The sequence below is a fragment of the Subtercola sp. YIM 133946 genome (genome assembly GCF_036553535.1).
Taxonomy (GTDB): Bacteria; Actinomycetota; Actinomycetes; order Actinomycetales; family Microbacteriaceae; genus Subtercola.
Genome location: NZ_JAZHPE010000003.1, coordinates 13,888 through 38,860, shown reverse-complemented (window position 1 = coordinate 38,860; position 24,973 = coordinate 13,888). Strand labels below are relative to the sequence as shown.

General features: G+C 70.3%; 23 protein-coding genes. 5 read left to right on the top strand and 18 right to left on the bottom strand.

Features of this window, described 5'->3' with window-relative positions:
• Positions 1–182 precede the first annotated feature (182 nt).
• Positions 183–674, top strand: a complete 492-nt coding sequence (locus tag V3W46_RS01025) for a hypothetical protein (RefSeq protein WP_331781222.1) — start codon at positions 183–185, stop codon at positions 672–674.
• A 3-nt stretch (positions 675–677) separates the two neighbouring features.
• On the opposite strand, the gene pucL is transcribed toward V3W46_RS01025, so the two are convergent.
• Together pucL and allB are read right to left on the bottom strand one after the other, a co-directional pair.
• Complete coding sequence (gene pucL / locus V3W46_RS01020) at positions 678–1,583, bottom strand: factor-independent urate hydroxylase (RefSeq protein WP_331781221.1); 906 nt, start codon at positions 1,581–1,583, stop codon at positions 678–680.
• 109 nt (positions 1,584–1,692) lie between these two features.
• Positions 1,693–3,054 carry an allantoinase AllB gene (allB, locus tag V3W46_RS01015; protein WP_331781220.1) on the bottom strand — a complete coding sequence of 454 codons (1,362 nt, stop codon included), beginning with the start codon at positions 3,052–3,054 and terminating at the stop codon, positions 1,693–1,695.
• A 148-nt stretch (positions 3,055–3,202) separates the two neighbouring features.
• On the opposite strand from allB, the gene V3W46_RS01010 reads away from it, so the two are divergent.
• The gene (locus V3W46_RS01010; protein ID WP_331781219.1) at positions 3,203–4,357 is read left to right on the top strand and encodes a methylenetetrahydrofolate reductase C-terminal domain-containing protein; all 1,155 of its coding nucleotides are present in this window, start codon (positions 3,203–3,205) and stop codon (positions 4,355–4,357) included.
• Here the strand turns inward: V3W46_RS01010 and V3W46_RS01005 are convergent.
• The 9 genes from V3W46_RS01005 to V3W46_RS00965 all read right to left on the bottom strand — a co-directional run bounded on the left by V3W46_RS01005 (position 4,336) and on the right by V3W46_RS00965 (position 13,188).
• Positions 4,336–5,280 carry a sugar phosphate isomerase/epimerase family protein gene (locus V3W46_RS01005; RefSeq protein WP_331781218.1) on the bottom strand — a complete coding sequence of 315 codons (945 nt, stop codon included), beginning with the start codon at positions 5,278–5,280 and terminating at the stop codon, positions 4,336–4,338. The genes V3W46_RS01010 and V3W46_RS01005 overlap by 22 nt on opposite strands.
• A complete protein-coding gene (locus V3W46_RS01000; RefSeq protein WP_331781217.1) occupies positions 5,277–5,849 on the bottom strand; it encodes a pyridoxine/pyridoxamine 5'-phosphate oxidase in 573 nt (190 codons plus the stop codon). The genes V3W46_RS01005 and V3W46_RS01000 overlap by 4 nt, the downstream gene beginning before the upstream one ends.
• Before the next feature lie 40 nt (positions 5,850–5,889).
• Positions 5,890–7,224, bottom strand: a complete 1,335-nt coding sequence (locus tag V3W46_RS00995) for an FAD-binding oxidoreductase (protein ID WP_331781216.1) — start codon at positions 7,222–7,224, stop codon at positions 5,890–5,892.
• 55 nt (positions 7,225–7,279) lie between these two features.
• Complete coding sequence (locus V3W46_RS00990) at positions 7,280–8,083, bottom strand: creatininase family protein (protein WP_331781215.1); 804 nt, start codon at positions 8,081–8,083, stop codon at positions 7,280–7,282.
• 46 nt (positions 8,084–8,129) lie between these two features.
• Positions 8,130–8,891, bottom strand: coding sequence for an SDR family NAD(P)-dependent oxidoreductase (locus V3W46_RS00985; RefSeq protein ID WP_331781214.1), 762 nt, complete (start codon positions 8,889–8,891; stop codon positions 8,130–8,132).
• A 13-nt stretch (positions 8,892–8,904) separates the two neighbouring features.
• The gene (locus V3W46_RS00980) at positions 8,905–10,083 is read right to left on the bottom strand and encodes an ABC transporter substrate-binding protein (RefSeq protein ID WP_331781213.1); all 1,179 of its coding nucleotides are present in this window, start codon (positions 10,081–10,083) and stop codon (positions 8,905–8,907) included.
• A 170-nt stretch (positions 10,084–10,253) separates the two neighbouring features.
• Positions 10,254–11,141 carry an ABC transporter permease gene (locus tag V3W46_RS00975; RefSeq protein WP_331781212.1) on the bottom strand — a complete coding sequence of 296 codons (888 nt, stop codon included), beginning with the start codon at positions 11,139–11,141 and terminating at the stop codon, positions 10,254–10,256.
• Positions 11,138–11,923: an ABC transporter ATP-binding protein gene (locus tag V3W46_RS00970; protein ID WP_331781211.1), complete on the bottom strand. Its 786-nt coding sequence runs from the start codon at positions 11,921–11,923 to the stop codon at positions 11,138–11,140. The genes V3W46_RS00975 and V3W46_RS00970 overlap by 4 nt, the downstream gene beginning before the upstream one ends.
• Complete coding sequence (locus V3W46_RS00965; RefSeq protein WP_331781210.1) at positions 11,920–13,188, bottom strand: amidohydrolase family protein; 1,269 nt, start codon at positions 13,186–13,188, stop codon at positions 11,920–11,922. Before V3W46_RS00965 ends, V3W46_RS00970 begins: the two co-directional genes overlap by 4 nt.
• A 285-nt stretch (positions 13,189–13,473) precedes the next feature.
• Here V3W46_RS00965 and V3W46_RS00960 point away from each other — a divergent pair, with 285 nt between their 5' ends.
• On the top strand, positions 13,474–14,376 hold the full coding sequence (locus V3W46_RS00960) for a helix-turn-helix domain-containing protein (protein ID WP_331781209.1): 903 nt from the start codon (positions 13,474–13,476) through the stop codon (positions 14,374–14,376).
• On the top strand, positions 14,373–15,353 hold the full coding sequence (locus V3W46_RS00955; protein ID WP_331781208.1) for a PDR/VanB family oxidoreductase: 981 nt from the start codon (positions 14,373–14,375) through the stop codon (positions 15,351–15,353). The genes V3W46_RS00960 and V3W46_RS00955 overlap by 4 nt, the downstream gene beginning before the upstream one ends.
• 120 nt (positions 15,354–15,473) lie before the next feature.
• On the opposite strand, the gene V3W46_RS00950 is transcribed toward V3W46_RS00955, so the two are convergent.
• On the bottom strand, positions 15,474–16,805 hold the full coding sequence (locus V3W46_RS00950; RefSeq protein ID WP_331781207.1) for an amidohydrolase family protein: 1,332 nt from the start codon (positions 16,803–16,805) through the stop codon (positions 15,474–15,476).
• 83 nt (positions 16,806–16,888) lie between these two features.
• Between V3W46_RS00950 and V3W46_RS00945 the strand changes: the two genes are divergently transcribed.
• Positions 16,889–18,010, top strand: a complete 1,122-nt coding sequence (locus tag V3W46_RS00945) for an XdhC family protein (protein ID WP_331781206.1) — start codon at positions 16,889–16,891, stop codon at positions 18,008–18,010.
• A gap of 6 nt (positions 18,011–18,016) precedes the next feature.
• Here V3W46_RS00945 and V3W46_RS00940 read toward each other — a convergent pair whose 3' ends face one another.
• The 6 genes from V3W46_RS00940 to V3W46_RS00915 form a co-directional block, all read right to left on the bottom strand.
• Positions 18,017–21,118 carry a molybdopterin-dependent oxidoreductase gene (locus tag V3W46_RS00940; RefSeq protein ID WP_331781205.1) on the bottom strand — a complete coding sequence of 1,034 codons (3,102 nt, stop codon included), beginning with the start codon at positions 21,116–21,118 and terminating at the stop codon, positions 18,017–18,019.
• Positions 21,115–21,918 carry an FAD binding domain-containing protein gene (locus V3W46_RS00935; protein WP_331781204.1) on the bottom strand — a complete coding sequence of 268 codons (804 nt, stop codon included), beginning with the start codon at positions 21,916–21,918 and terminating at the stop codon, positions 21,115–21,117. The genes V3W46_RS00940 and V3W46_RS00935 overlap by 4 nt, the downstream gene beginning before the upstream one ends.
• A gap of 48 nt (positions 21,919–21,966) precedes the next feature.
• Positions 21,967–22,434: a molybdenum cofactor biosynthesis protein MoaE gene (locus tag V3W46_RS00930; protein WP_331781223.1), complete on the bottom strand. Its 468-nt coding sequence runs from the start codon at positions 22,432–22,434 to the stop codon at positions 21,967–21,969.
• Positions 22,435–22,543: 109 nt separating this feature from the next.
• The gene (locus tag V3W46_RS00925) at positions 22,544–23,110 is read right to left on the bottom strand and encodes a MogA/MoaB family molybdenum cofactor biosynthesis protein (protein WP_331781203.1); all 567 of its coding nucleotides are present in this window, start codon (positions 23,108–23,110) and stop codon (positions 22,544–22,546) included.
• Entirely contained in the window at positions 23,107–23,619 is a 513-nt protein-coding gene (gene moaC, locus V3W46_RS00920; protein WP_331781202.1) for a cyclic pyranopterin monophosphate synthase MoaC, read from the bottom strand. Before moaC ends, V3W46_RS00925 begins: the two co-directional genes overlap by 4 nt.
• A complete protein-coding gene (locus tag V3W46_RS00915; RefSeq protein WP_331781201.1) occupies positions 23,612–24,958 on the bottom strand; it encodes a molybdopterin molybdotransferase MoeA in 1,347 nt (448 codons plus the stop codon). Before V3W46_RS00915 ends, moaC begins: the two co-directional genes overlap by 8 nt.
• Between the last annotated feature and the right edge of the window lie 15 nt (positions 24,959–24,973).

Genomic DNA, 24,973 nt, shown 5'->3' with positions numbered 1-24,973 from the left:
GCAAGGGAGACCTTGTGGGAGAGTAGGACACCGCCGGACCCACCTTCAAGAAGCCCAGCCTCTTCGGGAGCTGGGCTTCTTCGCTTTAACCCGAGCTCTCCGTGATGTCGCGGTTGCGCCTCCTCGTGAGCGTGTGCGGTGGTTGCCAGCACTCTCGCGGCAACGCCGCCTACGGTTGCGACATGACGAAGGTGTTCGAGCTGCCGGTGTGGGCCGTGCTGACCGCGACGGCCGTGCTGTGTACGGGTGTGGTCGCGCTGGCGGCCGGGGTGGCTCCGGTGCCGGAACATCTGCACGCGCACCTGACGATCAGCATCAACGGCGCCGAGCAGACCGTGCCCGCCAACACCGGCATCGACGCCGTGACCGGCGTCACCCAGCCGCTGCACACGCACGACACCACGGGCATCCTGCATGTCGAGTCGGCGGTGACGCGCGACTTCGAGCTCGGCCAGTTCTTCGACGAGTGGGGCCTGCCGCTCACGTTGACCGGTGTGGGCGGGGTGACCTCATCGCCGACCGAGACGTTCACGGTGTTCGTCGACCAGAAGCCGTACACGGGTGACCCGGCCGACATCGTGCTGACGAACAAGATGGACATCGACCTGGTGTTCACCCCGGCGGGAACACCGGCATCACCACCGGCACCCTTTGTGTGGCCGGCGCAGTACTAGCGATCAGACGAGGCCGGTGTACGGATCCCAGGCGGCGGGGGCGGGGGGCACGTCGTCGCGGATGACCGTGGCCTCGATGAGACCGTAGGGGCGATCATCGGCGTTGAAGACCTCGTTGTTGTTCTCGACGCCGAAGGGCGCCAGGTTGAACAGGAAGTGGTGTTTGTTGGGCGCCTGAAAGCGGATCTCGGCGATGAAGTCGTATGCCTCGAGCACCGCCTTGCCCATTTCGTAGAGCGTCTGCTGCAGGGCGAGCGAGTGCAGCGTGGCGAAGGTCTCGATGATGATCTTCTTGATGCCGAGGTACGTCGCCTCCCAGTCGACGTCGGTGGAGGTGAAACGCCACTTGGCAATGAGCGAGGTCGCCATGACCCGGTCGCGGGTGGGCTCGAGCAGCGTGTAGGGGTCTTCGTAGAAGCCGGTGAACTCTGAGCCGGTGGACTTCAGGATGATCAGGTCTTTGAATCCGCCGATGACGACGTTCGTGCGCTCGTCGCCCGACCCTGTGACCGTGACGGCGGCGGTGCGCACCTCTTGCCCTTTGCGCACCCAGGTGTGGTCGTGTTCGGTGCCGTCGACCAGCACGCGCTGCCACTCGAACTCTTCGACCTCGATGCGGGCGCTTTCGACGTACTCGACGGAGTCGACGAAGTGCGCACCCAGCTCGAGGGCGTAGGTCTCGATGGAGGTGAGGCCTTTCTCCTTCGAGAAGGAGTAGGCCGTCTGCTTCTGGGTGTCGGTCGGCAGGATCTTCGACTGGTCACCCTCGAGGTATGCTGCCGCGAAGTCGCCGCGCAGCGCGCTCGAGACGTTGATGTCTCTGATCTCGTGGCGGCTGGTGTCGCGGTAGATGCGCACGACGCGGTTCTCCGCCTTGCCGTAGCGGTTCGAGCCTAGAACGATGGCCATGGGTTCTCCTGTCGGGTGGATGTGGATGGTCGGGGTGGAGGTGTCTCGGGCGGTGGCGGCGGTTCGGGTGACGAGCGGGCGTGTCGCCCGGGGCCGCCGGGTCGCGCGGCTAGGGCGTCGATCGGCTCAGCAGCTCGCCGTGCAGCGGAACGACGTGGTCGGTGTCGTCGACGGAGAACACCGGGGTGCCGCGCAGCCAGGTAGTGTGCACGACGCCGTGCAGGTCTGATCCTTCGAAGGCGGTGAGCTTGTTCTTGTGCTGCAGCTCAGAGGCGATCACCGTGAAGGTCTCGTCGGGTGCGAAGGCGACGAAGTCGGCGTCGGTGCCCGCAGTGAGCGAGCCCTTGGCGGGCAGGTTCACGAGGCGCGAGGTGGAGCCGGACATCCATTCGACCACGCGGTCGAGACCGATGCCGAGTGCGCGTGCCGCCGACCAGACGGCCGGGAGGCTGACCTGGAGGCCGGAGATTCCGCCCCAGGCGAGGCCGAAGTCGCCGCCGTGGCCGAGTTTGAGCTCACGGGTACTGGGCGAGTGGTCTGAGGCGATGAGGTCGATGTCGCCGTAGAGCAGGGCCTGCCACAGCAGCTCGCGGTTGGCCTCGTCGCGGATGGGCGGGCAGCACTTGTACTGAGTCGCGCCGTCGGGGATGCCTTCGGCGGCGAAGCTGAGGTAGTGCGGGCAGGTCTCGACGGTGAGGCGCAGCCCCTCTGCCCTGGCGGCGCGGATGATCGGCAGGGCGGCCGCGGAGGAGAGGTGCAGGATGTGCGCCCGGGCGCCGGTGACGCGCAGCCCGTCGATGACGTGCTCGATGGCCGACTTCTCGGCCGAGCCGGGGCGGCTGGCGACGAAGTCTTCGTAACCGACACCACCCGCGTTCTCGTGCGCGGCGAGAACGGTGGGGTCTTCGGCGTGCACGATGAGCAGGCCATCGAACCGGGCTACTTCGGCGAGGGCCTCGTGCAGCTGCTCGGTGCTGAGATGGGGGAACTCGTCGACGCCGGACGGGGAGAGGAACGACTTGAAGCCGAAGACACCCGCCTCGTGCACCGGTTCGAGGTGACCGAGGCTGGCCGGGATGGCACCGCCCCAGAACCCGACATCGACGCTGGCCTGGCGGGCGGCGGCCTGGCGTTTCAGGGCGAGTGCCTCGGGTGTGGTGGTGGGCGGGATGCTGTTCAGCGGCATATCGATGATGGTGGTCACGCCTCCCGCGGCGGCCGCGAGGGTGGCGCTGGCGAAACCCTCCCAGTCGGTGCGGCCCGGTTCGTTGACGTGGACGTGCGTGTCGACGATGCCGGGGATGAGCACCTGGGTGGGTGGGAGGGTGATGTCGCGCGCGGCGCTGAAGGGGGCATCCACCTCGCCGACGGCGACGATGAGGCCGCTGGTGACGGCCAGGGCGGCCGGGCGGAAGGCACCGTCGATGTAGGCGCTCGAACTGCGAACGACGAGGTCGTAGGGGTCAGTCACTCGTTCCTCCGGGGGGTGTGTCTGCGAAGCGGCGGGGCGTGTTCAGCCTAACTTCGTCGGTTCGGCGGCAGCCGGCGGTCGTGAAACGTCGCCGACACACGGCGGCGGTAGGGTGTGGGCCAGCCGAAGCTGACGGCGGAGAATGGCGGTGCACCAGGTGATCGATCAGGCGTTCTCGTGCCCGAAGCACATGACGTTCGGGCCGTGCGGCGGGGTGAAGTTCGACGGCACGTGCGAGGTGGCAGAGGAGCGGTGCGTGTTCGTCGACTCCGCCACGGTGCGGTGGGGTGGGGCACCCGGCGGGGCCGAGCGGCAGTGGCGTGGCGAGGTGGATGGCAGGCTGCCGCAGGGGGCGCACGGCGGAGTCGCCGAGCGGCTGGCTCCGGAGGCTCAGGGCGGAGTCGCCGAGCGGCTGGCGCAGACGATGCGCGAACGGCAGATCGTGGTGGGCGACTTCGCCGCGCGGGCGGTCGACGTCGCGTCGGCTGAAGAGTGCGCGGGCATCATGCGCGGCTCGGTCGACGCCGCGTTGTCGGGCGACTCCGGGGCCGCGCGGGTGCAGTTCGCACCCACCTTTCGCGCCGAGCTGATTCAGGATGCCGGACTGGCAGCGTTCATCGGACTGAACTGCCGCGACCGCAACCGGGTGGCCATCGAGGGTGAACTCGCGGGCCTGGCGGCGGTCGGAGCATCCGCGGTGCACTGCGTCACCGGCGACCACACGCTCACCGGGCAGCGACCGGATGCCCTGCCGGTGTTCGACCTCGACTCGACTCGTGTGGCGGCGCGTGCTGCCGCCGCGGGGCTGCTGGTCTCGGTCGGCGAGGCGCCGGCGACTCCTCCAGTCGAGCGCAGGGCTGAGCGCCTGGTGGAGAAGCAGCGCGCCGGAGCCCGCATCGCCTTCGTCAATCACTGCGGCGGTGCTCACCCGGTGGCGCGGTTCATCGCCGAGGTTCGCCGGCTCGAGCAGCAGGAGGCGCTCGGCGGGCTCGGCTTCATCGCCTGCGTTCCCATGGTGGTCGATCGGGGCAGCGCAGAGCTGCTGGCTTCGTTCACGACACTGGTGCTGCCGCCCGGGTACCTCGAGCGTATTCTCGGTGCGCGCGACGTCTACGCCGAGGGTGTCGCTGCGGCGGTGGAGCTGAGCGACGAGCTGCTGGCGCAGGGCGGAGTGGTCGGTGTGAATCTGTCGGGTGGCCCGGCGGCCGGCGGCGAGGCCGCGTTCGCCGAGGCCACCGCGCGCGTGGCGTCGCGGGTGAGCCTGCGCCGCTTCGGTGCCGATCATCGGGTGCCGCCGAAGTAGGGCTGGGCGAGCACGAAGTCGAGGGCGGCGGCCGAGCTCTGTTCGGGGGTGGGCAGGTCGGGCACGTCGACCTCGATGATCGACCAGCCGTCGAACGAGTCGCCGAGGGCGGCGAAGACGGCCGTGACGTCGAGGTCGCCGCGGCCGGGCTCGGTCCAGACGCGGTGCTGGGTGGTGGAGTCGGCGTAGTCGGCGGCCGCCGCGCGTGCTGAGGCGGCACCGGCGAGGCGGGCATCCTTCAGGTGCAGGGCGGCCACCCGCCCGGCGTAGTCGCCGACGAGCGACGCGACGTCGGCGCCCGCCCAGAGCAGGTGCCCGAGATCGGGGCCGAACGCGAGGGTGCTGCCCGCCGTGGCGTCGAGCACGTGGCGGATCTCGGCCTCGGTCTCGATGAACGAGCTCACGTGTGGATGCAGGGCGGCGGTGACGCCGGCGGCAGAGAAGATCTCGGCGGCGAGCACGAGGCCGGCGGCGATGCGGTCGAGCCGATCGGCATCGGCGTCGAACCCGACCGCCGGGTGCGCCAACCGCGGGTCGGTGAGGTCGGCAGCGATGAAGATGGTGTCGAGGCCGAGCGTGACGTGGAACTCGGCGAGCTGCCGGGCGGCCTCGATGACCGCGGCGGTGTCGGCGTTCGCGGTGAAGTCGGCGCCGAAGTAGCCGGGCGCCGGAGCGAAGTCGCGCGCGGCGAGCAGCTGCAGATACTCGGCGGTGGAGGCGTCTTCGAGCGGTGCGACGCTGACCGCCCGGTAGCCGAGCGGGCCGAGGGCGCGCAGGGCGGTGTCGAGGGCGCCACGGGTGAAGTGGAAGCCCGTGTGCTGGTCGAGCAGCCAGGGCAGGGGGTTGATCGCCACGCGGGAGCGGCGCGTGGCGGCGGGGTCGGGCATCCGGTCGCCCGTCAGGTTGCCCATCGGGTCGCTCATCCCGGCAGCGTCGACGTGTGCCAGTCGCCGTCGACGAGGGTGTATTCGGTGCGTCTGCTGGCGGTGTCGGGATGCCCGTGCCAGAGCGTCACGCGGGTGGGCGCGATGCGGATGCCCGCCCAGGTGGCGGGCGGTGTGAGCGTGCCGTAGGGATGCGCGGCCTCGAACTCGGCCCACCGACGAGCGCCCTCTGCGGGGTCGAGTCGGGCGAACTCGGCATCGTTCAGCCACGCCAGCACCTGGAGGTAGTACGAGCGGCGCTGGTACGCCGTGGTCGCCTCCTCGGCGCTCGCTGATTCGGTGTCGCCCACCACGACGAGCTGGCGACGGAGCTCGGGCCACGCGATCGCGAACGAGGCCCGGGGCGCGGCGCGCAGTTCGGTGAGCTTGCGGGAGCGGGCATCCGTGTGGAAGAAGAAGCCCTGCTCATCGAAATCGCTCAGCAGAACATGGCGCGTGTCGGGATACCCGTCGGGGGCGACCGTGGAGAGAGCGATCAGGGGGCGCGCCGGGTCGCCGTCGGCGGGCAGCCAGCTGCGCACCTCGTCGAACCAGGGCGGGGTTGTCATCGGACGACGCCGATGCGGGCGGCGGGGCGAGGGCCCGGCATCACGTGACCTTTCCGGCGCCCGCAACCGGGGCCGTGCCGGCGGCGGGCAGCTTGCCCGGGTTGAGCAGCCCCTCGGGGTCGGTGTCGACGGCCAGACTGCGGGTGCGCTCGACCTCGTGATCGACCTCCCAGTGGTGCGGGTTGTGCGATCCGACGCCCAGCGCGGCGAGGGCGTCGAAGCCGGCGTAGACCTGCTCTCTGCTCTCGTAGATGCCCGCGAGCATTCCGATCGGGCGGCCGTGCTGGGCCTCGATGTGCAGCATGCCGCCGTTGTACACCGCGTGCACCTCGTCGATGCGCTCGACCAGGGCGTCGCCGGCGACCTCGACGTGGAAGTACTTGCCCGGGTCGCTCTTCTGCAGCCACTCGATGGGGTGGTTGTACGAGAGCATGCTGATCTTCATCGAGGCCTGCGGGCCCTCGCGCACGTCTTCGATGCGCCCGCCGGCCGCGAAGATCAGGGCGCTCGCCGCCTCGACGGTCGCGTCGTCGAGAATCGCGCGCAGACTGGCGCGGTCTTTCGGGATGGCCGGGTCGTCGGGCAGCGCATTGGCGAGCACCGGCAGGTCGGCCGAGACGAGGCGCGGGGTGGGTTCGAGCGCGCCGATCTCGCGGATGACGCTGAGGGCGGCGTCGAAGGTGTCGAAGCTGGCGTACAGTCCACGCCAGCTCTGCAACGGTTCGAGCATGAGGGTGGCCCGGGCGATGATGCCGAGGGTGCCGTAGGTGTGCACGTAGGGTGCTGCGGCGTCGCCTTCGACGTGGATGAGCTGGGCATCCGGAACCGCGTGCACCACGTCGAGCGCCAGCACGAACCCGGTGTGATTCGAACCGTGCTTGATCGAGCCGGTTCCGCCCGAGCCGCCGGAGAGGAAGCCGCCGATGGTCGACTGCGCAGTGGAGGGGTACATCAGGATCTGCTGGCCCGCGGCGTTCGCCGCCTGCTCGATCATGACCATGGGCGTGCCGGCTTCGACCGTGATGAAGCCGTCGCCGACCTCGACGATTCCCCGTGACTTCGACATGTCGAGCACAAGCCCACCCCGCATCGGGATGCCCTGGCCGTAGTTGCCCGTGCCCTTGCCGCGTGGCGTGATCGGCACGTGGTGGCGCACGGCGGCGCCGATGGTCGCGGCGATCTGCTCGGCGCTGGTGGGAAAGGCGACGAGGTCGGCGAGGCCGAGCGGCAGCTGCTCAGAGAGGATGGGTGAGAGGTAGGCGCCGTCGAGTGACGCCTTCTCGCGGGCGCGCTGCTCGATGGTGACCGCCCTGTCGCCGAGCAGGTCACGGAGTTCGGCGATGAGGCCGTCGATGTCGGTCGTGTGGTCGGTCATGCGGTGGTCCTTCGAGATGAGGCGGGATACGAGATGAGAAAGAGGTCTGGGTGGGTCAGCTCACGCTGAAGCCGACGCGCTTCTGCACCGGCGCCGGCGAGAACACGGCGATCTCGCCCAGTGCAGCGGCGGCCTGGGCGACGTTCGCCTCGAAGTGCGCCTTGCCGAACTCGGCGGTCGCCTCGGTGGGATCGCCGATCACCCCGCTGGCGGCGAAGTCGTTGCTCACCCAGCCGAAGCTGACCGGCTTGCCGAACCCGACGTACTGGTAGTCGAGGAGGTGCTCGGGCACGCTGCGCACCGCGAGGCTCATGTCGACGAGCTCGGGCTGCAGGTGCAGCACCACGCTCGTCTCGATGTGGCCGCCGTGGATGCCCAGGCCGAACTCGTTCTCGCTCGACTTCGCGCCGCCGTTGGCGGGCATGCCGCCGCCGATCAGAAAGGTCTGCAGGCCGAACCGGCGACGCAGTTCGCGGCAGGCCACCTGCAGCAGGGCGACGTTGCCGCCGTGACCGTTGTAGAACACCAACCGGGTGCACGGCGTCTGGGCGATCGATTCGCCGATCTCGACGATCGTCTGCATCAGCGTCTCCCAGCTGAGCCAGACCGTGCCGGGAGCCCAGTGGTGTTCGTCGGATTTCGTGTACGCGAGGCCCGGCAGCAGCCAGGCGTTCACGCCCGCAGCGGCGGCCAGGTCGACGGCGGCCGCGGCCGACTCCTCGGCGATGAGAAAGTCGGTCGACAGCGGAAGGTGCGGGCCGTGATGCTCGATCGCGCCGGTCGGCAGCACGACGACCGAGTCGTGGCGCAGGGCTTCGACAGCGGCGAGGCTGGAGAGTTCGACGAGCTTGCGAGACATGTGGTGGTTCCTAGCATCGGGGTGAGTGGGAGGGACGCGGCGCCGGTCAGTGCATGATCATGCCGCCGGTGACGTTGATGGCCTGCCCGGTGAGGTAGTCGGCGTCGTCGGAGGCGAGAAACATCGCCACACCCGCCACGTCTTCGGGTTGGGCGAGCCGGCCGAGCGGTGAGTAGCTGCTCCACTCGGCGACGTCGGCGTCGGTGCGGGTGCCGGCGCCCATCTCGGTGAGCACGTAGCCCGGGCAGATGCAGTTGGCGGTGATCGCCCTGGCGCCGAGTTCGAGGGCGGTGACCCGGGTCAGGGCGATGACGGCGGCCTTCGAGGCGGCGTAGTGGCCCTGGCCCGCTCCGCCGGTCTTGCCACCCATGCTCGCCATGTTGATGATCTTGCCGGGGCGGTCGGCCCCGATCATCCACCTCGCCGCCACCTGTGTGGTGACGAGCATCGAGCGCGTGTTCACGGTGAACATCGCATCCCAGTCGGCCACGGTGATGTCGAGCAGCGGGGCGAAGCGCAGGATGCCCGCATTGTTCACGAGCACATCGACCCCGCCGAGCGTGTCGATGGCGGCGCCCACCGCCTGACGCGTGTCGTGCTCGTCAGAGAGATCGACGTGCTGGAACCCGGCGCCGATGGCGTCGGCGGTCGCTCGCCCGACATCGTCGAGCAGGTCGAGAATGACGACGCCGGCGCCCTCGGCCGCCGCGCGGGCGGCGATGGAGGCGCCGATGCCACGAGCCCCGCCGGTGACGATGATGCGTTTCGAGGCGAGACGCTCGCTCGTCACCGGCAGGTTCGTGTTCATTGGTGCGGGTGCCCTACTTCATGCCGATTGACGTGTCGATGAACTGGTTGGTGAAGATGTCGGCCGCTGTCAGGCCCGACTTCACCGCCTTGCCACCGGCTGCGTAGATCGGTGTGTCGATATCGATGATCTTCTGCACCCGCGCCGTGTCCATGTCGCCCAGCGTGGTGTTGTCGCCGTTGCCGACGAGGGCCTTGTCGGTCATGGTCTTGACCGAGTAGTCGGCCATGCCCTGCGAGTAGACCCAGCCGGTGTTGAACTGGGTCACCAGGTCGAGGATCATCGTGTTGACCGGCGCCGGGTTGGCGAAGTAGTCGACTTCGGCCTGCTGCATGATCGGAACCAGCTTCGAGAGGCAGCCCGACAGCGTCGAGACGTCAGCGGTGCGAACCGACACGGCCGAGGCGTAGACCGGGTAGCCGGCGTCGCCCAGCGTCTGGTAGTTCACGGCCTTGCCCCACGCCGGCACCTCGTACTGGTACTGGTACGGCTCGGCGCTCGCGAAGCCCTGCTGGCCCGAGGCGCCCTGGTCGGCGACGAAGTTGGCGGGGGTGCCGTCGTAGCTGCCGTCGACCTGGCTGGTGCTGAGGATGCCCGAGCTCGTCAGGTAGTCCATGTAGGCCGAACCGCCGAAGTAGCGAACGACCTTGCCGGGCTGGAGGGCCTTGCCGAGGTCGGCGATGGTCTTGACATCGGGGTAGGTCGCCGGATCCCACATGATCATCAGCGGCGTCTTGTCGAGCGGCGCGAAGACGGCGGTGGTCGGCTGGTCGGCCGAGAGCTGCACGGCCTCGTCGGTGGTCACGTAGCCGAGCGTGATGCTGGTGTCGGCGTACATCTGGCTGGTCACGGTCTGGAAGCCGATGGCCGGGCCGCCCGAGCGGATCTCGAGGTTGACGCCGGTGGGCTGGCCGTCGGCGTAGAGCGCGCCCGAGACCGACTTCTTGTTCGCGTCGACCGTGGGGTTCGGGCCGAGCATCTGGTACAGGTGGCCGTGTTCGGCTTCGGGGTTCCAGTCGGTCTGGATGACGACGGTGGCCGGGCAGCCGGCGGCGGCGAGGTCGATTCCGCCGGCGCCCGCGGAGGCCGCGGGGGTACTGGTCGATGAGCCTGAGCTGCAGGCGGCGAGGGCCACCATGCTGATGGCCGCGAGGCCGCTGGCGAACGCGACCCTTCGTGAACGTTTGTGCATTACTTCTCCATTCGGGATGTGAGCAGGTGCTGAGGTGCTGAGGTGCTGAGGTGCTGTTGGTGCCGTGGTGCCGTGGTGCCGTGGTGCGGGGTGGAACAACTGTGGGCCGGCGTGGTGCGCGCGCGCCGGGCGGTGAGCGGGTAGGTGGGTGTGCCGAGTGCGCTGCCGGTCTAGGTGAAGTCGTACCACTTGCCGACGACGCGGCGACCGAGCAGGCCGAACAGCCAGAACACGACGACACCGAACAGCGCGGCAGTGATGATCGTGGCGAACAGCTGCTCACCCTGCAGGCGCGAGCTGTAGTTGCTGATCAGGATGCCGAGGCCGGGCGTGCCGCGCCGGAAGAACTGGTCGCCGACGATCGCACCGACGACGGCCAGCCCCGCCGAGATGCGCATGCCGGCGAAGATGGCGGGCAGGGCAGCGGGAAGCGAGAGCTTGCCGAGGGTGGTCCAGCGGCTGGCGCCCTGCAGCTTGAACAGTTCTTTGTGCCCCTTGTCGACCGACTGCAGGCCGAACAGTGTGTTGTTCACCATCGGGAACAGGGCGATCATGACGCAGACCAGCACCCGCGACTGGAATTCGTAGCCGAACCAGAAGCCGATCAGCGGCACCAGGGCGAGAATCGGGATGCACTGCAGAATCACCGCGTAGGGGAAGAGCGAGCGCTCCACCCACTTCGCCTGTGACATGGCGATGGCCCAGATCACGCCGATGACGATCGCGATCACGAGGCCGAGCATCGACACGATGATGGTCTGGTAGAGCGCCACCCAGAGGGCGTTGAACGACAGCGGGTCGAGAAAACCCTTGATCAGAATGTCTTGGGGCGGCGGCAGCAGGAAGCGCAGGTGCGGGTCGAGCACGAGGTAGCTGATCAGGTACCAGACGCCCACGATGCCGAGGAAGACGAGCAGCGGCGGCACCCAGGTCGAGACACGGCTCTTCTTCTTCGCCGTGGCGGTCGTGGTGAGCGTGGCCGGCAGCTCGGGGGTGGGGTGCGCCTCGACGTTGTCGACGCCGTCGCCCACGGTGGTTTCGTTCGAGATGGTGGTCATGACTGGCCGTGTCCCTTCCGCAGGGCGTGCGAGACTTCGCCGACGAGCGCGGCGTATTCGGGCGTGAACCTGATGTCGGGGTCACGCGGCTGGGGGAAGGGAACGTCGAAGGTCTCGACGATCTTTCCCGGTCGACCTGACATCACGACCACCTTGGTCGACATGTACACCGCCTCGGAGACCGAGTGCGTGATGAACAGGCCGGCGAACTGCTTGGCGTTGAACAGCCTGATCAGTTCGTCGTTGAGACGCTCGCGGGTGATCTCGTCGAGCGCCCCGAACGGCTCGTCGAACAGGAACAGTTCGGGGTCGAGGGTCAGCGACCGGGCGAGGGATGCCCGCATCTTCATGCCGCCCGACAGGGCCTTGGGCAGGTGCTTCTCGAACCCGCCGAGCCCGACGAGGTCGATCGCCTCTTTGGCCTTGGCGGCCCTGTCTCTCTTGGTCTCGCCGTGCAGTTCGGCCAGCAGCTCGACGTTCGCCGTGACGTTGCGCCACGGCAGCAGCGTCGCATCCTGGAACACGTAGCCGATGCGGTCGGTGCCGAGCTTCGTGGTGCCGTTCGACGCCGTCTCGAGCCCCGACGCGATGCGCAGCAGGGTGCTCTTGCCGCAGCCCGAGGGGCCGACGACGGTGACGAACTCGCCGCGCTTCACGACGAGGTCGACACCCTGCAGCGCGATCGTGCCATCGGGAAAGGTCATCTCGACGTTGGTGAAGTCGAGAAGTGTGTCGGTCGATGTGGCCTGCGGTGCTGATGGTGCGGGTGCTGTGACAGTCATGACAGCATCACCTCGTTTTCATGATGAGACGGTTGGTGCAGGGGTGTGGGGTCGGCGACGTCGTACGTCACCGTGCTCTGGGCGACCAGGGCGCCGGCGTGGATGACGTACCGGTCGGCCGAGGCATTGGCGATCACGTCGGAGAGCGAAGAGCCACGCACCGCGAGCAGTTCTGCGACCGCCCCGACGGCGACGCCCGCCCGGGGCAGGGCGAGCACCTCGCGGGCGCCGTCGCTCACCGCGGTGTAGGCCTCGTCGAGGGTGAGGTGACCGGCGGTGACCAGCAGTGAGGCTGTCTCGAGGGCGTCGCTGCGGCCCACCGGGTTGAAGGGGTCGCGCACATTGTCGGCTCCGGCGGCGAAGCGGATGTTCGCGTCGAGTACGGCGCGCACAGCGGTCAGTCCGCGAGGAGTGGAGACCGGATGCTCCCACCCCTGCAGGTACAGATTGGTGATGGGCAGGCTGATGATGCCCACGTCTGCCAGCTTCACCTCATCGAGAACCTCGGCGAGCTCGTCTGCCTCGAGGGTTCCGAGCCGCACGCAGTGGCCCGCGCTGCGGTTGCGGTCGGCGGGCCAGTCGCGCACCGAGAGCGCGAGTTCGCCGAGGGTCAGCGGGCCGCCGAGGCCCTCGTCGGTGTGGATGTCGACTCCGACGCCCCGGCGCTCGGCGATGCGCAGCAGCCGCTGCAGGTCGGCGCTCGGGTCGGGGGAGAGGTGCGGGGCGCCGCCGACGAGATCGACGCCGAGGTCGATGGCCGCCTCGATGTCGGCGTCGGGAGCGTCGGAGCTGGCGAGTGCGACCAGTTCGATGTCGAGGAGGCCCCGCAGTTCATCCCGAACCTGGAGCAGGGCTCGCACCCCGCGAAGCGGTTCGTCGCCGAGCAGGATGTCGACGTGGCTGCGCACGGCGGTCGTGCCCTGCCGCAGCATCAGCAGGGCGGCGGCGCGGGCGCGCTCGGCGATGCTCTCGGTTGTCATGGTCTGCGCGTACTCGCGCCAGGCGAGGATGGCCGAGACGAGGTCGCCCATCGGAGGCTCGATGACGTCGAACGAGAGCGCCTTGTCGAGGTGGGCATGCGGCTCGGCCGGGGCGGTCAGCAGCACGTAGCCGGTGAGGTCGAGGGTGGCGCCCGAGCCGAACGCGAGGGTGCCGGCGGGTGCCACGGCGGCGACGATGCCGCCGTCGAGGAGAACATCGCAGGTGCTGCCGTCGGGCAGCGTCGCGTTCTGCAGCAGGCCGAGCGGCAGGGGGAGGTGACTCATCGTGCTCGCACCTCCTGCGCAGGTTAGACATGATCGGTCGGCGATCATCTCGACGTTGGGAGACCGTGCTGAAATGTTGATGTGCTCAACATGTGAAAATCTACGTTCGGTGCGTTTCGGTCGTGTAACACGAAGATTTCGTCGTGTTAACCCTCAGGTTCGGCGATTGCAGCCTGTGTAGGTTTGGCGATTACTGTCTGACGTGGGCGCTGAATCCGACCAGCACCGAACCGACCAGCACCGAACCGACCAGCACCGAACCGACCAGCACCGAGAGGGGGGCAGATGCCCGGCACCACGACGCAGGCGCTCGACCCGCAGACGCTGCAGCTCGGCGCAGCCATTCGGGCCGCCCGGCTCTCGAAGTCGTTGACGCTGGTGGAACTCGCCCGGCTGTCGAACCTGTCGCACCCGTTTCTCTCGCAGCTCGAACGCGGGCACGCCCGGCCGAGCATGGCGTCGCTCGAGCGCATCGCGCGGGCACTCGAGACCAGCCAGCTCGAGCTGCTCGCCGGGGCGGCCGAGCAACCGGTGGCGGGGTCGTGGGCGAACGACGATGCGCTGGTGCTCGAGGATGGCGTCGCGGCAGCTGCTGCGTCTGCGTCTGCCGCTGCCGCTACCGCTGCCGGCGCCTCGGCCGACGCCAGGCCCGGGGGTGCGACGCCGACGACGATGGCGCCCGGGGCTGCGACGCCGACGACGATGGCGACGGGGGCTGCGACGCTCGTGCGGCGCTCGGAGGGCATCCGCGGGCCGTACGCCGAGGGCGAGGGGCGCGTTCTCGTCGACGGGCGCGCCAGGTTTCAGCCGATGGAGTTCTGCGGGGCGAACCTCGAGTTCGGCGACTTCTACCGGCACGCCGAAGACGAGTTCATCACCGTCGTCGAGGGCGAGATCGTGGTCGACCTCGAGGCCGCCGGCCTCAACGCGCTGACCCGCGGCGACTCGCTGTACTTCGTCGGCGGAACGCCGCACCGCTGGCGCTCGGCGTTCGGCGAGCCGTACCGGCTGCTGATCGTGAAGCAGCGGTTCGTCGCCGCAGAAAACGGCCAGCCGGCCCGCGTCACGCTGTGGAGCAAGGCGGCCACCGCCGCGACCTTCGCCCCGGCCCCGGCGTTCGAGGTGGTTGCCGCCGCGGCGGCCGCCGCACCGCGGGGTGTCGGCCTGACAGAGACGAGAGCGTCGTGAGCGCGCATCCACTGCCCCAGTTCGAAACGGTGGTGACCGACGTCACGCCCGTCGCCGACGACATCGTGGTGCTCACGCTTGCCCGGCCCGATGGCGCCGACCTGCCGGTGTGGCAGCCCGGGGCGCACATCGACCTGGTGCTGCAGCCCGGGCTCGAACGGCAGTACTCGCTGTGCTCCGACCCGGCCGACCGATCGTCATGGTGCGTCGCCGTGCTGCGCGAACCGGGCGGCCGCGGCGGGTCGGAGTTCGTGCACACCTCGGTCGCGGTGGGGTCGGAGCTGACGGTGCGGGGCCCCCTGAACCACTTCGCATTCCAGAGCGCGCCCGCGTATCTCTTCGTGGCGGGCGGCATCGGTATCACTCCGCTGCTGCCGATGATCTCGGCAGCCGAGGCAGCGGAGGCCGAGTGGTCGCTGGTGTATGCCGGGCGGTCACACGGGTCGATGGCCTTTGCGGCAGAGTTGGTGCAGCGCTACCCCGGCCGCGTGACGCTGTTCGCGAGCGAGGCCGGCGAGCGGTTCGCGCTCGACGAACTCTTCGCCGAGGTGACCGCGACGTCTGCCCCGGGGACACAGGCGACGCAGGTGTACTGCTGCGGGCCGGGCCGGCTGCTGGATGCCGCACTCGGGCTCACGGCCGCGCTGCCGTTCGGCGCGCTGCACGTCGAGCGCTTCGAGGCGAAGGCCAGCGGCGAGCCGGTGTTCGCCGACGCCTTCGAGGTAGAGCTGATGCTCACCGGGGTGACGGTCACGGTGCCTCCCGAGCGTTCGATTCTCGAGGTGGCCGACGAGGCGGGGGCGCTCGTGGCGTTCTCGTGCCGTGAGGGCACCTGCGGCACGTGCGAGACGCCGGTGATCGAGGGGGCCATCGACCACCGCGACTCGGTGCTGACGCCGGGTGAGCAGGAGGCCGGCGACACGATGATGATCTGCGTGTCGCGCGCGGCCGGGCCGCGGCTCGTGCTCGAACTCTGACGCCGCAGCGCTGCAGAGTGGGTGGGTCGCCGTGCGGGCGGGTCTGCGGGCCGGTCTGAGGGTCGGCCTGCCGGCCGGCGCTGCCGGTCTGACCGGCTCCGCTCGTGCGGGCCGGGTCGGTCAGAGCCGGCGACGGCGGCGGGCGGCGAGCAGGTCGTCGAGGTCGGTGGCGACGGTGCGTTCGTCTGCGCCGACGAGGTGGTAGTCGCGCACGACCACGCGGCCGGCCACGACGACGTGTCGCGGGCGGCGGCCCGGCGCGGCCCAGAGCAGGCCGGCCACGGGGTCGGCGACGCCGGCGTCGGCGACGCCCGACACGTCCCACACGCAGACATCGGCCGCGTCGCCGAGGGTGAGGGAGCCCAGCTCGGGCCGGCCGAGGCCGAGGGCCGAGCCCTTCGTGGCTATTCCGAGCACCTCCCGCGCCGCGAGGGGTGGCCCGACCAGCGGGGCCACCTGCATGGCCAGCCGAGCATCCGCCAGCAGGTGACCGGCATCGTTGCTGCCGCCGCCGCTCGTGCCGAGACCGACGACGACTCCGGCGGAGCGCAGCGCGGCCACGGGAGCCATGCCCCAGCCCATGGGCAGGTCGCAGCCGGGGGCGTGGGTGGCGGTGACGGCGGTCGCGGCGAGCCGCGTGATCTCGTCGGGTGTCAGGTCGCAGAGGTGCGCAAGGGTGACGTCGGGGCCCAGCCAGCCCCAGTCGTCGAGCAGATCGATGGGCCGGCGGCCGTACTTCTCGAGAGCGATGACCACGTCGACCTGCTCGTTCGCCTGTGTGCGTCGGCGCAGGCCGTGCCGCTCGGCCACGTCGCCCAGCAGCGCGAATGTCTCGGGGCTGTCGCTGTGCACGCCGGCGGGGCCCACGGCGACCTGGAGCATTCCGTCGGCGCGGATGCCGTGTGCCGCCGCAGGCACCAGGGCGGACACGATCGCCTCGGCCGAGGCCGCCGCGGCCTGGGCGTCATCGCGCGCCGAGCCGCGCACCACGACGAGCCGGGCGCCGAGATCGGCGGCCGCCGTCGCGGTAGCCGTGGCGATGTCGACCGTCTCGGCTGTGCCGTAGCCGGTCGGCCAGTTCAGGTGGTGGTCGGCGACGGTCGTGACACCGCTCAGCAGCGCCTCGGCCAGGCCGGCGCGGGCAGCGGCGTACTCGAGTTCTGCGTCTATGCCGATGCGGGCATACTCCGCCGCCATGGTGGGCAGCCAGGTCGCCATCGCGACGCCACGGGTGCCGGGAAGGGTGCGGAACGCGGTCTGCAGCAGGTGGTGGTGGGCGTTGACGAGACCCGGGGTGACCACGCACCCGGTGGCGTCGAGCACCTCGATGCGGGCGGCGGAGTCGGTGCGGGCATCCGGCTCGACCACCACGCCGTCGTCGAGAAAAAGCTCTGCGGAGGTTTCTGTGGTTTCATCGATGAACGTGGTGACGGCGTTGCGGATGGTCAGCATGAAAGAGTTCTAACACTGTTTTGTGTCAGGCTCGTGTCAGATGGGCGGCTCGAACGGGTGCGCCGAGCGGGGAGGAGAACCGGATGCTCGAACTGGCTGGTGCCGTTCTGCCGCTGCTCGACGCCGGGCACACCCTCGCCGTCGCGACGGTCACGCGCATCAACGGCAGCGCCCCGCGCACCCTCGGCACCGCAATGGCGCTCGCCGACACCGGCGCGGTGATCGGCAGCATCTCGGGCGGCTGCGTCGAGGGTGCTGTCTACGAGGCGTGCCGCGAGGTGCTGCAGACCGGCGAGGCCGCGCTGCACGAGTTCGGCTACTCCGACGACGACGCGTTCGCGGTGGGGCTCGCCTGCGGTGGGCGCATCGAGGTGGTCGTGCAGCGCATCGAGCCCGGTGCGGGGTGGTCAGGCAGCGCACTGCGCGCCGAGTTCGTCGCAGCCGCAAGCAGGCAGCCCGCCGGTCTGGCGCTGGTGGTCGGCGGTTCGGCGTTCGGCAGCATCCTGGTGGCCGGTTACGTCGAGCAGCCGAGGCCCTCGAGCCCCCTCGGTGCGCGCGACGAGCGGCGGCTGCAGGCAGAACTCGCGACGCGCATCTCGGCCGGCCGCGGCGGCCTTGCCGTCGTCGACTGCGAGACAGGGTTCGTCGAAGCACTGTTCGTGGTGGCCGCGTCGGCCCCGCGCATGATCATCTTCGGCGCGGTCGACTTCTCGGCGGCGCTGGCCGACGCGTCGGTGCTGCTCGGTTACCGCGTGACGATCTGCGACGCCCGGCCGGTGTTCGCAACCGCCGACCGCTTTCCGTCAGCAGACGAGGTGGTGGTCGAGTGGCCGTCTGCCTACCTCGCGCGTACCGAGGTCGACGCCCGAACGGTGGTGTGCGTACTCACCCACGACGACAAGTTCGACATTCCGCTGCTCGAGGTGGCACTCGGCCTGCCGATCGCCTACGTAGGGGCGATGGGGTCGCGCCGCACCCATGAACGACGGCTCGAGGCGCTGCGCGAGGCAGTCGATGCCGGGGTGCTCGAGCGCCTGCACTCACCCATCGGCCTCGACCTCGGCGCGAGCACCCCCGAAGAGACCGCGGTGTCGATACTGGCCGAAGTGCTAGCGGTGCGCAACGCGGCATCCGGCGGTCTTCTGCGCCACACGAGCGGCCCCATACACCGGGCGGCGGCCGTTCATGCCGACGAAGGCATATAGAGCGACTCAGTCGGCGGGCAGTGCCGGGGCGTCGAGCGGCTCGAGGTCTGCGCCCTGCAGCAGGCGCCAGACGCGGTCGCGAGACAGCGGCAGCTCGTAGGGGCGAACACCGACCGCGTCGCGGATTGCGTTCGCGAGGGCGGGGGCGACCGGGTTGAACGGCGACTCGCTCATCGACTTGGCGCCGTAGGGGCCGAGTTCGTCGGCCGTCTCGGCGAAGAAGATCTCGGTCGGCGGAACGTCTGCCATCTGCGGCAGGTGGTAGCTGCGCAGCACTCCGGTGGTCACGATGCCGTTCTCGACGATGGTCTCTTCGTACATCGAGGTTCCGATGCCCTGGGCGACACCGCCCTCGATCTGGCCGCGGCACTGCTCGGGGTTCATGACGTAGCCGGCGTCGGCGGACTGCACCGACTGCAGGATGCGCACCTCGCCGGTGGCGCTGTTGACCGCCACGCGGAAGGCGTGCACGTTGAAGGCGATCGATCGGTGGTCGCCGGCGTGGGTTCCGACGGCGGTGATGCCGCCGGCCACGGGTGCCGCCGCGGCGACGCCTTCGGTGATGGTGACGAGGGTGGGTGCGCCGATTCCGTCGCCTGCCGCCGTATCGGCGTCGGCCACGGCCGAGTCGGCTGCTGCCGAGCCGGCCGCTGCTGAGCCGGCTGCCGCTGAGCCGGCTGCCGCCGAGCCGGCTGCCGCCGAGCCGGCCGCTGCGATCTCGGTGAGAGGGATGAAACGGTCACCTGCCCGCAGTCCGGCCGGCTCGAGCATCCACTCGGCCGACAGGATGCCCGTGAGCGACTCAGCCGCCCCCCTCAACTTCAGGGCGAGCGCCGTCGCGGCCGCCAGCACCGCGCGCCCGGCCACGACCGTGCCGGCCGACCCGAAGGCCCCCGTATCGTAGGGCACCGCATCGGTGTCGGACTGGCGGATGCGCAACAGCTCGGGCACCGTGCCGAGCGCCTCGGCGGCGATCTGCGAGTGCACCGTGGTGGTGCCGTTGCCGAACTCGGCGGTGCCGAAGTTGAGGGCGTAGACGCCGTCGAGCCCCAGGGTGATGGAGGCTTCGGCGAAGTGTCCGCGCGGCGGGATGGTCGCGATCATCGCGGCCGCGACGCCCTCACCGACCGACCACTCTGGACCGGTGGGAGCGGCGACGCCGTTGCCCCGCTCGAGGGCGCCCTGGGCCAGATCGAGGCACTGGTCGAACCCGTAGCTGCCGGCGAACGACAGGTCGTCGCCCTCGACGTGGGTGACTACGAGGGGGTCGGCGGGCGTCACGGCGTTGAGGCGGCGCAGGTCGAACGGGTTCATGCCGAGGCGGTGGGCCAGCTCATCCATCGCCGATTCGACCGCGAAGATCACCTGGCCGAGGCCGTAGCCCCGAAACGCACCTGATGGAATGTTGTTCGTGTAGACGCACTCGGCGTTGACGCGCTTGTTCGGCGCGTTGTAGATGCTGATCGACTCGCCGCACGCATGGTACATGACGCCCGGGCCGTGGTTGCCGTAGGCGCCGGTGTCGCTGAGCACAGTGAGGTCGATCGCGGTGAGGCGGCCCTCGGCGGTGGCGCCCAGGGTGACCGTGGTGGTCATGGGGTGGCGACACGGCACGACCGTGAGCTCGTCGGTGCGGGTCATCTCGTACTGCACCGGCCGGCCCGTCTTCAGCACGGCGAGCGCCACGAGGTCTTCGGTCTGGATCTCCTGTTTGCCGCCGAAGCCGCCGCCGACGCGTGCGGTGTAGACCCTGATGCGGTCGATCGGCAACTCCAGGATGCGCGAGAGCTCCTTCTGCACGAGAAAGGGCACCTGCGAACTGGTGCGCAGCACGAGGCGGCCGTCGTCGTCGATCCAGCCGATGGTGCCGTGCGTCTCGAGCGCACTCGCCGAGATGCGTTGCGTCTGCCAGGTTCCGGTGACCGTGACGTTGGCGTTCGCCAGGCCGTCGGCAATGCTGCCGTACTCGCCGCGCATCTCGGCGACGAGGTTCGTCGCGGGGTCGGCGATGCGCGAGGCGGCCGCATCTTTGTCGGCGTGCAGCACCGGGATGCCCGGCGTGCGCGCCCGCGCCGGGTCGAAGTTGGCCGGCAGCACGTCGTACTGCACGTCGAGCAGGCGGCAGGCGGCCTCGGCGATGCCGATCGACTCGGCTACGACGAACGCCACACGCTGCCCGGCGAAACGCACGACGGTGTCGAGGATGAGGGTGTCGTCGGGGTCGTCGGTGCGGTTCTCGTGGCGGGCACTCGAGAAGAGGGTGTCGGGCACGTCGGCGTGGGTGAGCACGGCGACCACCCCGGGCAGGGCCCGGGCTGCGGCCGTGTCGATCGAGACGATGCGGGCGTGCGAGTGCGGGCTGCGCAGCACCGCGAGGTGCAGCATGCCGGGCACCGCGATGTCGAGCGTGTACGGCTCCTGCCCGCTGACGATGCGCGAGCCGGCCGGGGCCTTCTGCGAGCGGCCGACCGAACGGATGCCCGTGGTGGTCGGCAGGGGACGCTCGAGGATCGCGGTGCCGCCGTGCGGGCCGCCGGTTCCGCCCTGCGGGCCGCGGGTTCCGCCGTGCCCGTGCCCGTGCGTGTGCGGAGCGCCGCCGTCGGTGTCGTCGGTGCCGTCGGTGGGAAGCGTCGCCGAGACGACGTTGGCGATGCCGGCGATGGCGTCGCCGATCGCGCGGTACCCGGTGCACCGGCAGAGGTTTCCCTTGAGCATGCGCGGCAGGTCGCGCACCTCGCCCCCGGTGGCTCCGGAGGGAAGACCGGCGTCGGCATCCGCTTCGAGAGCAGACGCCGTGACGACCATGCCAGCGGTGCAGAATCCGCACTGGAACCCGGCCGCGTCGACGAAGTGCTGCTGCACCGGGCTGAGGTTCTCGGGGGTGCCGAGCCCCGCGACGGTGGTCACCTCGTGCCCGTCGGCTCGGTAGGCCGGGTACACGCAGGAGTGCACCGCGGTACCGTCGACCAGCACCGAGCAGGCGCCGCAGTCGCCGGTGTCGCAACCCTTCTTGACCTCGAAGTGCTCGTGGTCGCGTAGAAAGGTGCGCAGCACCTGGCCGGCGCGCGGGGTGGCCTCGAGCGAAGAGCCGTTCACGGTGAAGGTCATGCGAGCTCCTCGAGGATTTCGGCGGCGAGAACGGTACTGACGGTGCGCCGCCAGTCGGCCGCGCCGTGCGGGTCGGTGAACCACTGGTCGATCGCGAGAACGTCGTCGTGCAGCGTCTGCGCGTCGGGCGGGCCGGGGTAGCGCAGCTGCACGGGCCGTACCGTTCCGGCGCTGACCGTCAGTACGAAGGTGTCGTCGGCGCCGCGGCGGCCGAGCAGCACGAGCCCCGACCGTCCGAGTGGCGAGAGAGCGATCTTGCGCGAGGCCACCCGCGACTGCAGGGAGGCCAGCGGGATGGTCACGGAACGCAGCACATCGCCGGGGTTCAGCCGGTTCGTCTTGTTGCCGGTCACGAACTCGGCCACGGGCATCCGTTCGTCGGTGCCGTCGGCACGCCAGATGAGGGCCGTGGCGTCGAGGCCGGCGGTGAGGCTCGTCATCGGGCCGGCGGGCAGCGAGGCGCAGATGTTGCCGCCGACGGTGCCCATGTTCCACACCTTGAACGAGCCGAGCAGGTAGGTGCAGCACTCATAGAGCACGTGGTGCGCGGCCCAGCCGGGCTGGGCGGGAAACCGTGAGAGATCGACGAGCAGACAGGTGGCGGCGATCTCGAGGCCTTCGGCGGTAACCGTCAGCGGGGCCCAGCCGAACGTCATCAGATCGACCAGGCCGGTGAGGTGCACCTGCGGTTCGCCGAACAGGGCGCTGCCGCCGGCGAACGGAACGACGGTCGAGCCGAGCTTCTGCAGGTCGCTGCGATCGCGGGCCAGCGTGACGTCGGTGACGGTATTGAGATCCACGGTGCCAGTGAACACCACGCACGTGACGATTGTGTAACGCCGCGCTCGTCAGCCGGCGCCGACCCACTCGGTGGTTCCGTCGGTGAACCACTGCTCCTTCCAGATGGGAACGCGGGCCTTGACCGCGTCGACCAGCTCGGCGCACGCGGCGAAGGCCTGGGCGCGGTGGGCAGAGGCGACCGCCGCGGCGAGGGCGATGTCGCCGACCTCGAGCTCGCCGACGCGGTGCGCGACCGCGATGCGGGTGCCGGGGTGCGCAGCCGCGATGTCGTCGGCGACCTGGCGCATCACCTCGCCGGCGGTCGGATGCCCGGTGTAGCCCAGACGCAGCACGCCCTTGCCGTGGTCGTGGTTGCGCACGACGCCGCTGAACGTCACCACCGCGCCCGACTCGTCGGACTCGACGTTGTCGACGCACCATTCGACCGTGATGGGCTGTTCGCTCACGATCGCGAAGGCGACCTGGGCGGGAGCGCTGGCGTCATCGGAGTCGAAGTGGCCCTCGACGCCGTCGATGGTGCGGTAGGGGGTGCCGTCGGGGTTGCGGTCGTCGGGGGTGTCTGCAGCCGAGGGCTGCGTTGTGTCGGGTGCGGCCGGATCGTCGGCGTGGCGGTCGTCGGGGGTGTCAGCGGGCATGGTCGCCGCCCTTCAGCTGGTCGATCATATGGTCGAGTACCTCGTCGAGCAGGCCGAGGCCGTCTTTCACGCCGCCGGTCGAGCCCGGCAGGTTGACGACGATCGTGTCTCCGGCGACGCCCGCGACTCCGCGGGAGAGCAACGCGCTCGCGATCTTCAGCGAGCCGCGACGCCTGAGCTCCTCGGCGAACCCGGGAATCTCGTAGTCGAGCAGGGCCCGCGTCTGGTCGGGCGTGCGGTCGGCGGGGTGGATGCCCGTTCCGCCGCTCGTGACGATGAGCCGGGGCTGCCCGGCGACGAGGCCGCGCAGTGCCGTGGTCACCCCGGGGCCGTCGGCGACGACGTGCGGGGCGGGCACCGACCATCCGTGGTCCCGCAGCCAGTCACGGATGAGCGGCCCGGTCAGGTCGTCGTACACGCCGGTGGCGGCGCGGGTGGAGACGATGAGCACGGCGGCGGTGCGGTCGCCCGCGGCGTGAGCGGCGGCGTCTGGCGCGCTGGTGTCGCCGCTTGGGGCGGCGCTGACGGGGTCTGGCACCGCGGCGGCGTCACTCACGGCGCCACCCAGTCGCCGCTCTTGCCGCCCGACTTCGAGAGCACGCGGATGTCGGTGATCTGGGCGTGCTTGTCGACCGCTTTGACCATGTCGTAGAGGGTGAGCGCGGCGACGGAGGCGGCGGTGAGCGCCTCCATCTCCACTCCGGTCACACCGGTGGTCTTGACGCGGGTCGTGATGATCACGCGGTCGGCCAGTGTCTCGAAGTCGACCGTGGCGCCCGAGAGGGGCAGGGGGTGGCAGAGCGGAATGAGGGCCGAGGTCTGCTTGGCGCCCATGATGCCCGCGATGCGAGCGGTGGCGAGGGCCTCGCCCTTCGGCAGGTCGCCCGCGACGAGCAGGTCGATGACGTCGGCGCGGGTGATGACGGTGGCGGTCGCGTGCGCGGTGCGTTTCGTGACCGGCTTGTCGGTGACGTCGACCATGAGAACGGCGCCGTCGGGGCGCTGATGGGTGAGGGCGGCCGGCTCGCCCGGTTCGGTCGGGGGTGCGCTCTGCTGGTCAGTCATCGATTCTCCACACCATGACGGGGTCGCCGGCGTCGAGGTGCTCGACGTCGGCCGGGATGTGCACCAGGGCGTTCGAGCTGGCGTACGAATGCAGCAGGTGCGAACTCGGGCCGCCCACCAGGGTGACGGCGCCGTCTTCCGAGACGAAGCCCCGCCGCACCTGGTGCACGCCGGCGGGGGAGTCGACGGCGTCGGCGATCATGGCGACCTCGCGCACGCGTTCCGCGGGTTCGTCGTGCGACAGCCGGCGCAGGGCCGGGCGCACGAACATCTCGAACGAGACGAGGGCGCTGACGGGGTTGCCGGGCAGGCTGAGCACGGGCACGGCGACGGTCGCGGGGGCTGCGGCGGGGGCATCCGGAGCGCTCGCCTCGACGGTGTCGCCCACCGGAATCGTCGCCAGCCCGAAGCCCTGGGGGCCGCCGGGCTGCATCGCCACCTTTCCGAACTGCACGCCGAGGGGGCCGAGCGCGTCGCGAACCACCTCGCGGGCGCCGGCCGAGACACCGCCGACCGTGACGATGAGTTCGGCCGTCGCGGCGTGGTCGGCGAGGATGCCGAGCAGCACGTCTGCGTCGTCAGAACGGCAGGCCACCGCCGTCACCACGCAGCCCGCACCCTGCAGCGCGAGGCTCAGCGAGACGCTGTTCGAATCGTAGATCTGGCCGGGGGCGAGGGTGGTTCCGGCGTCGCGGATCTCGTGGCCCGTCGAGACGAGCAGCACCCGGATGCGCCGCAGCACCTGCACCTCGGTCAGGCCGGTGCCCGCGATGACGCCGAGCTGGGCGGGGCCGAGAATCGAGCCCGCGGGCAGCAGAACGTCGCCGGCGGTGACGTCGCTGCCGGCGCGGCGGATGAACGAGCCGGGCGTGACGGGTTCGACGAACGAGACCGTGGGGGCGTCGGCGTCGGCGTCGGGCGCGGCACCCGGAGCCTGGAAGCGCGGCGGCACCGCCTGCTCGATCGGCACGATCGCGTCGGCGCCCGGCGGAACGGGCGCGCCCGTCATGATCGGCGCGGCGGTGCCGGGCAGCAGGGGCGCGGCCGAGTCGCCGGCCGCGATCTGCGGCGCGATCGCGAGCCGCACCGGGTCGGCGCCCGAGGCCGTCACGAGATCGAACCACGAGACGGCGTAGCCGTCCATCTGCGAGTTGTCGAAGGTGGGCAGATCGGCCGGGGCGAGCAGCTCGGCGACGAGGATGCGCCCGCGGTAGTCGTCGGGCCGCGCGGCCAGTGCGTCGGCAGACACCGGCAGCGGTTCGCTCACCCTGTTCAGGGCGAGCGGCGCGAGCAGGGCATCCACTGCCTCTCGGTGGTCGTTCACGCTGCGCCTGGTCACAGGTCAATACTGCCC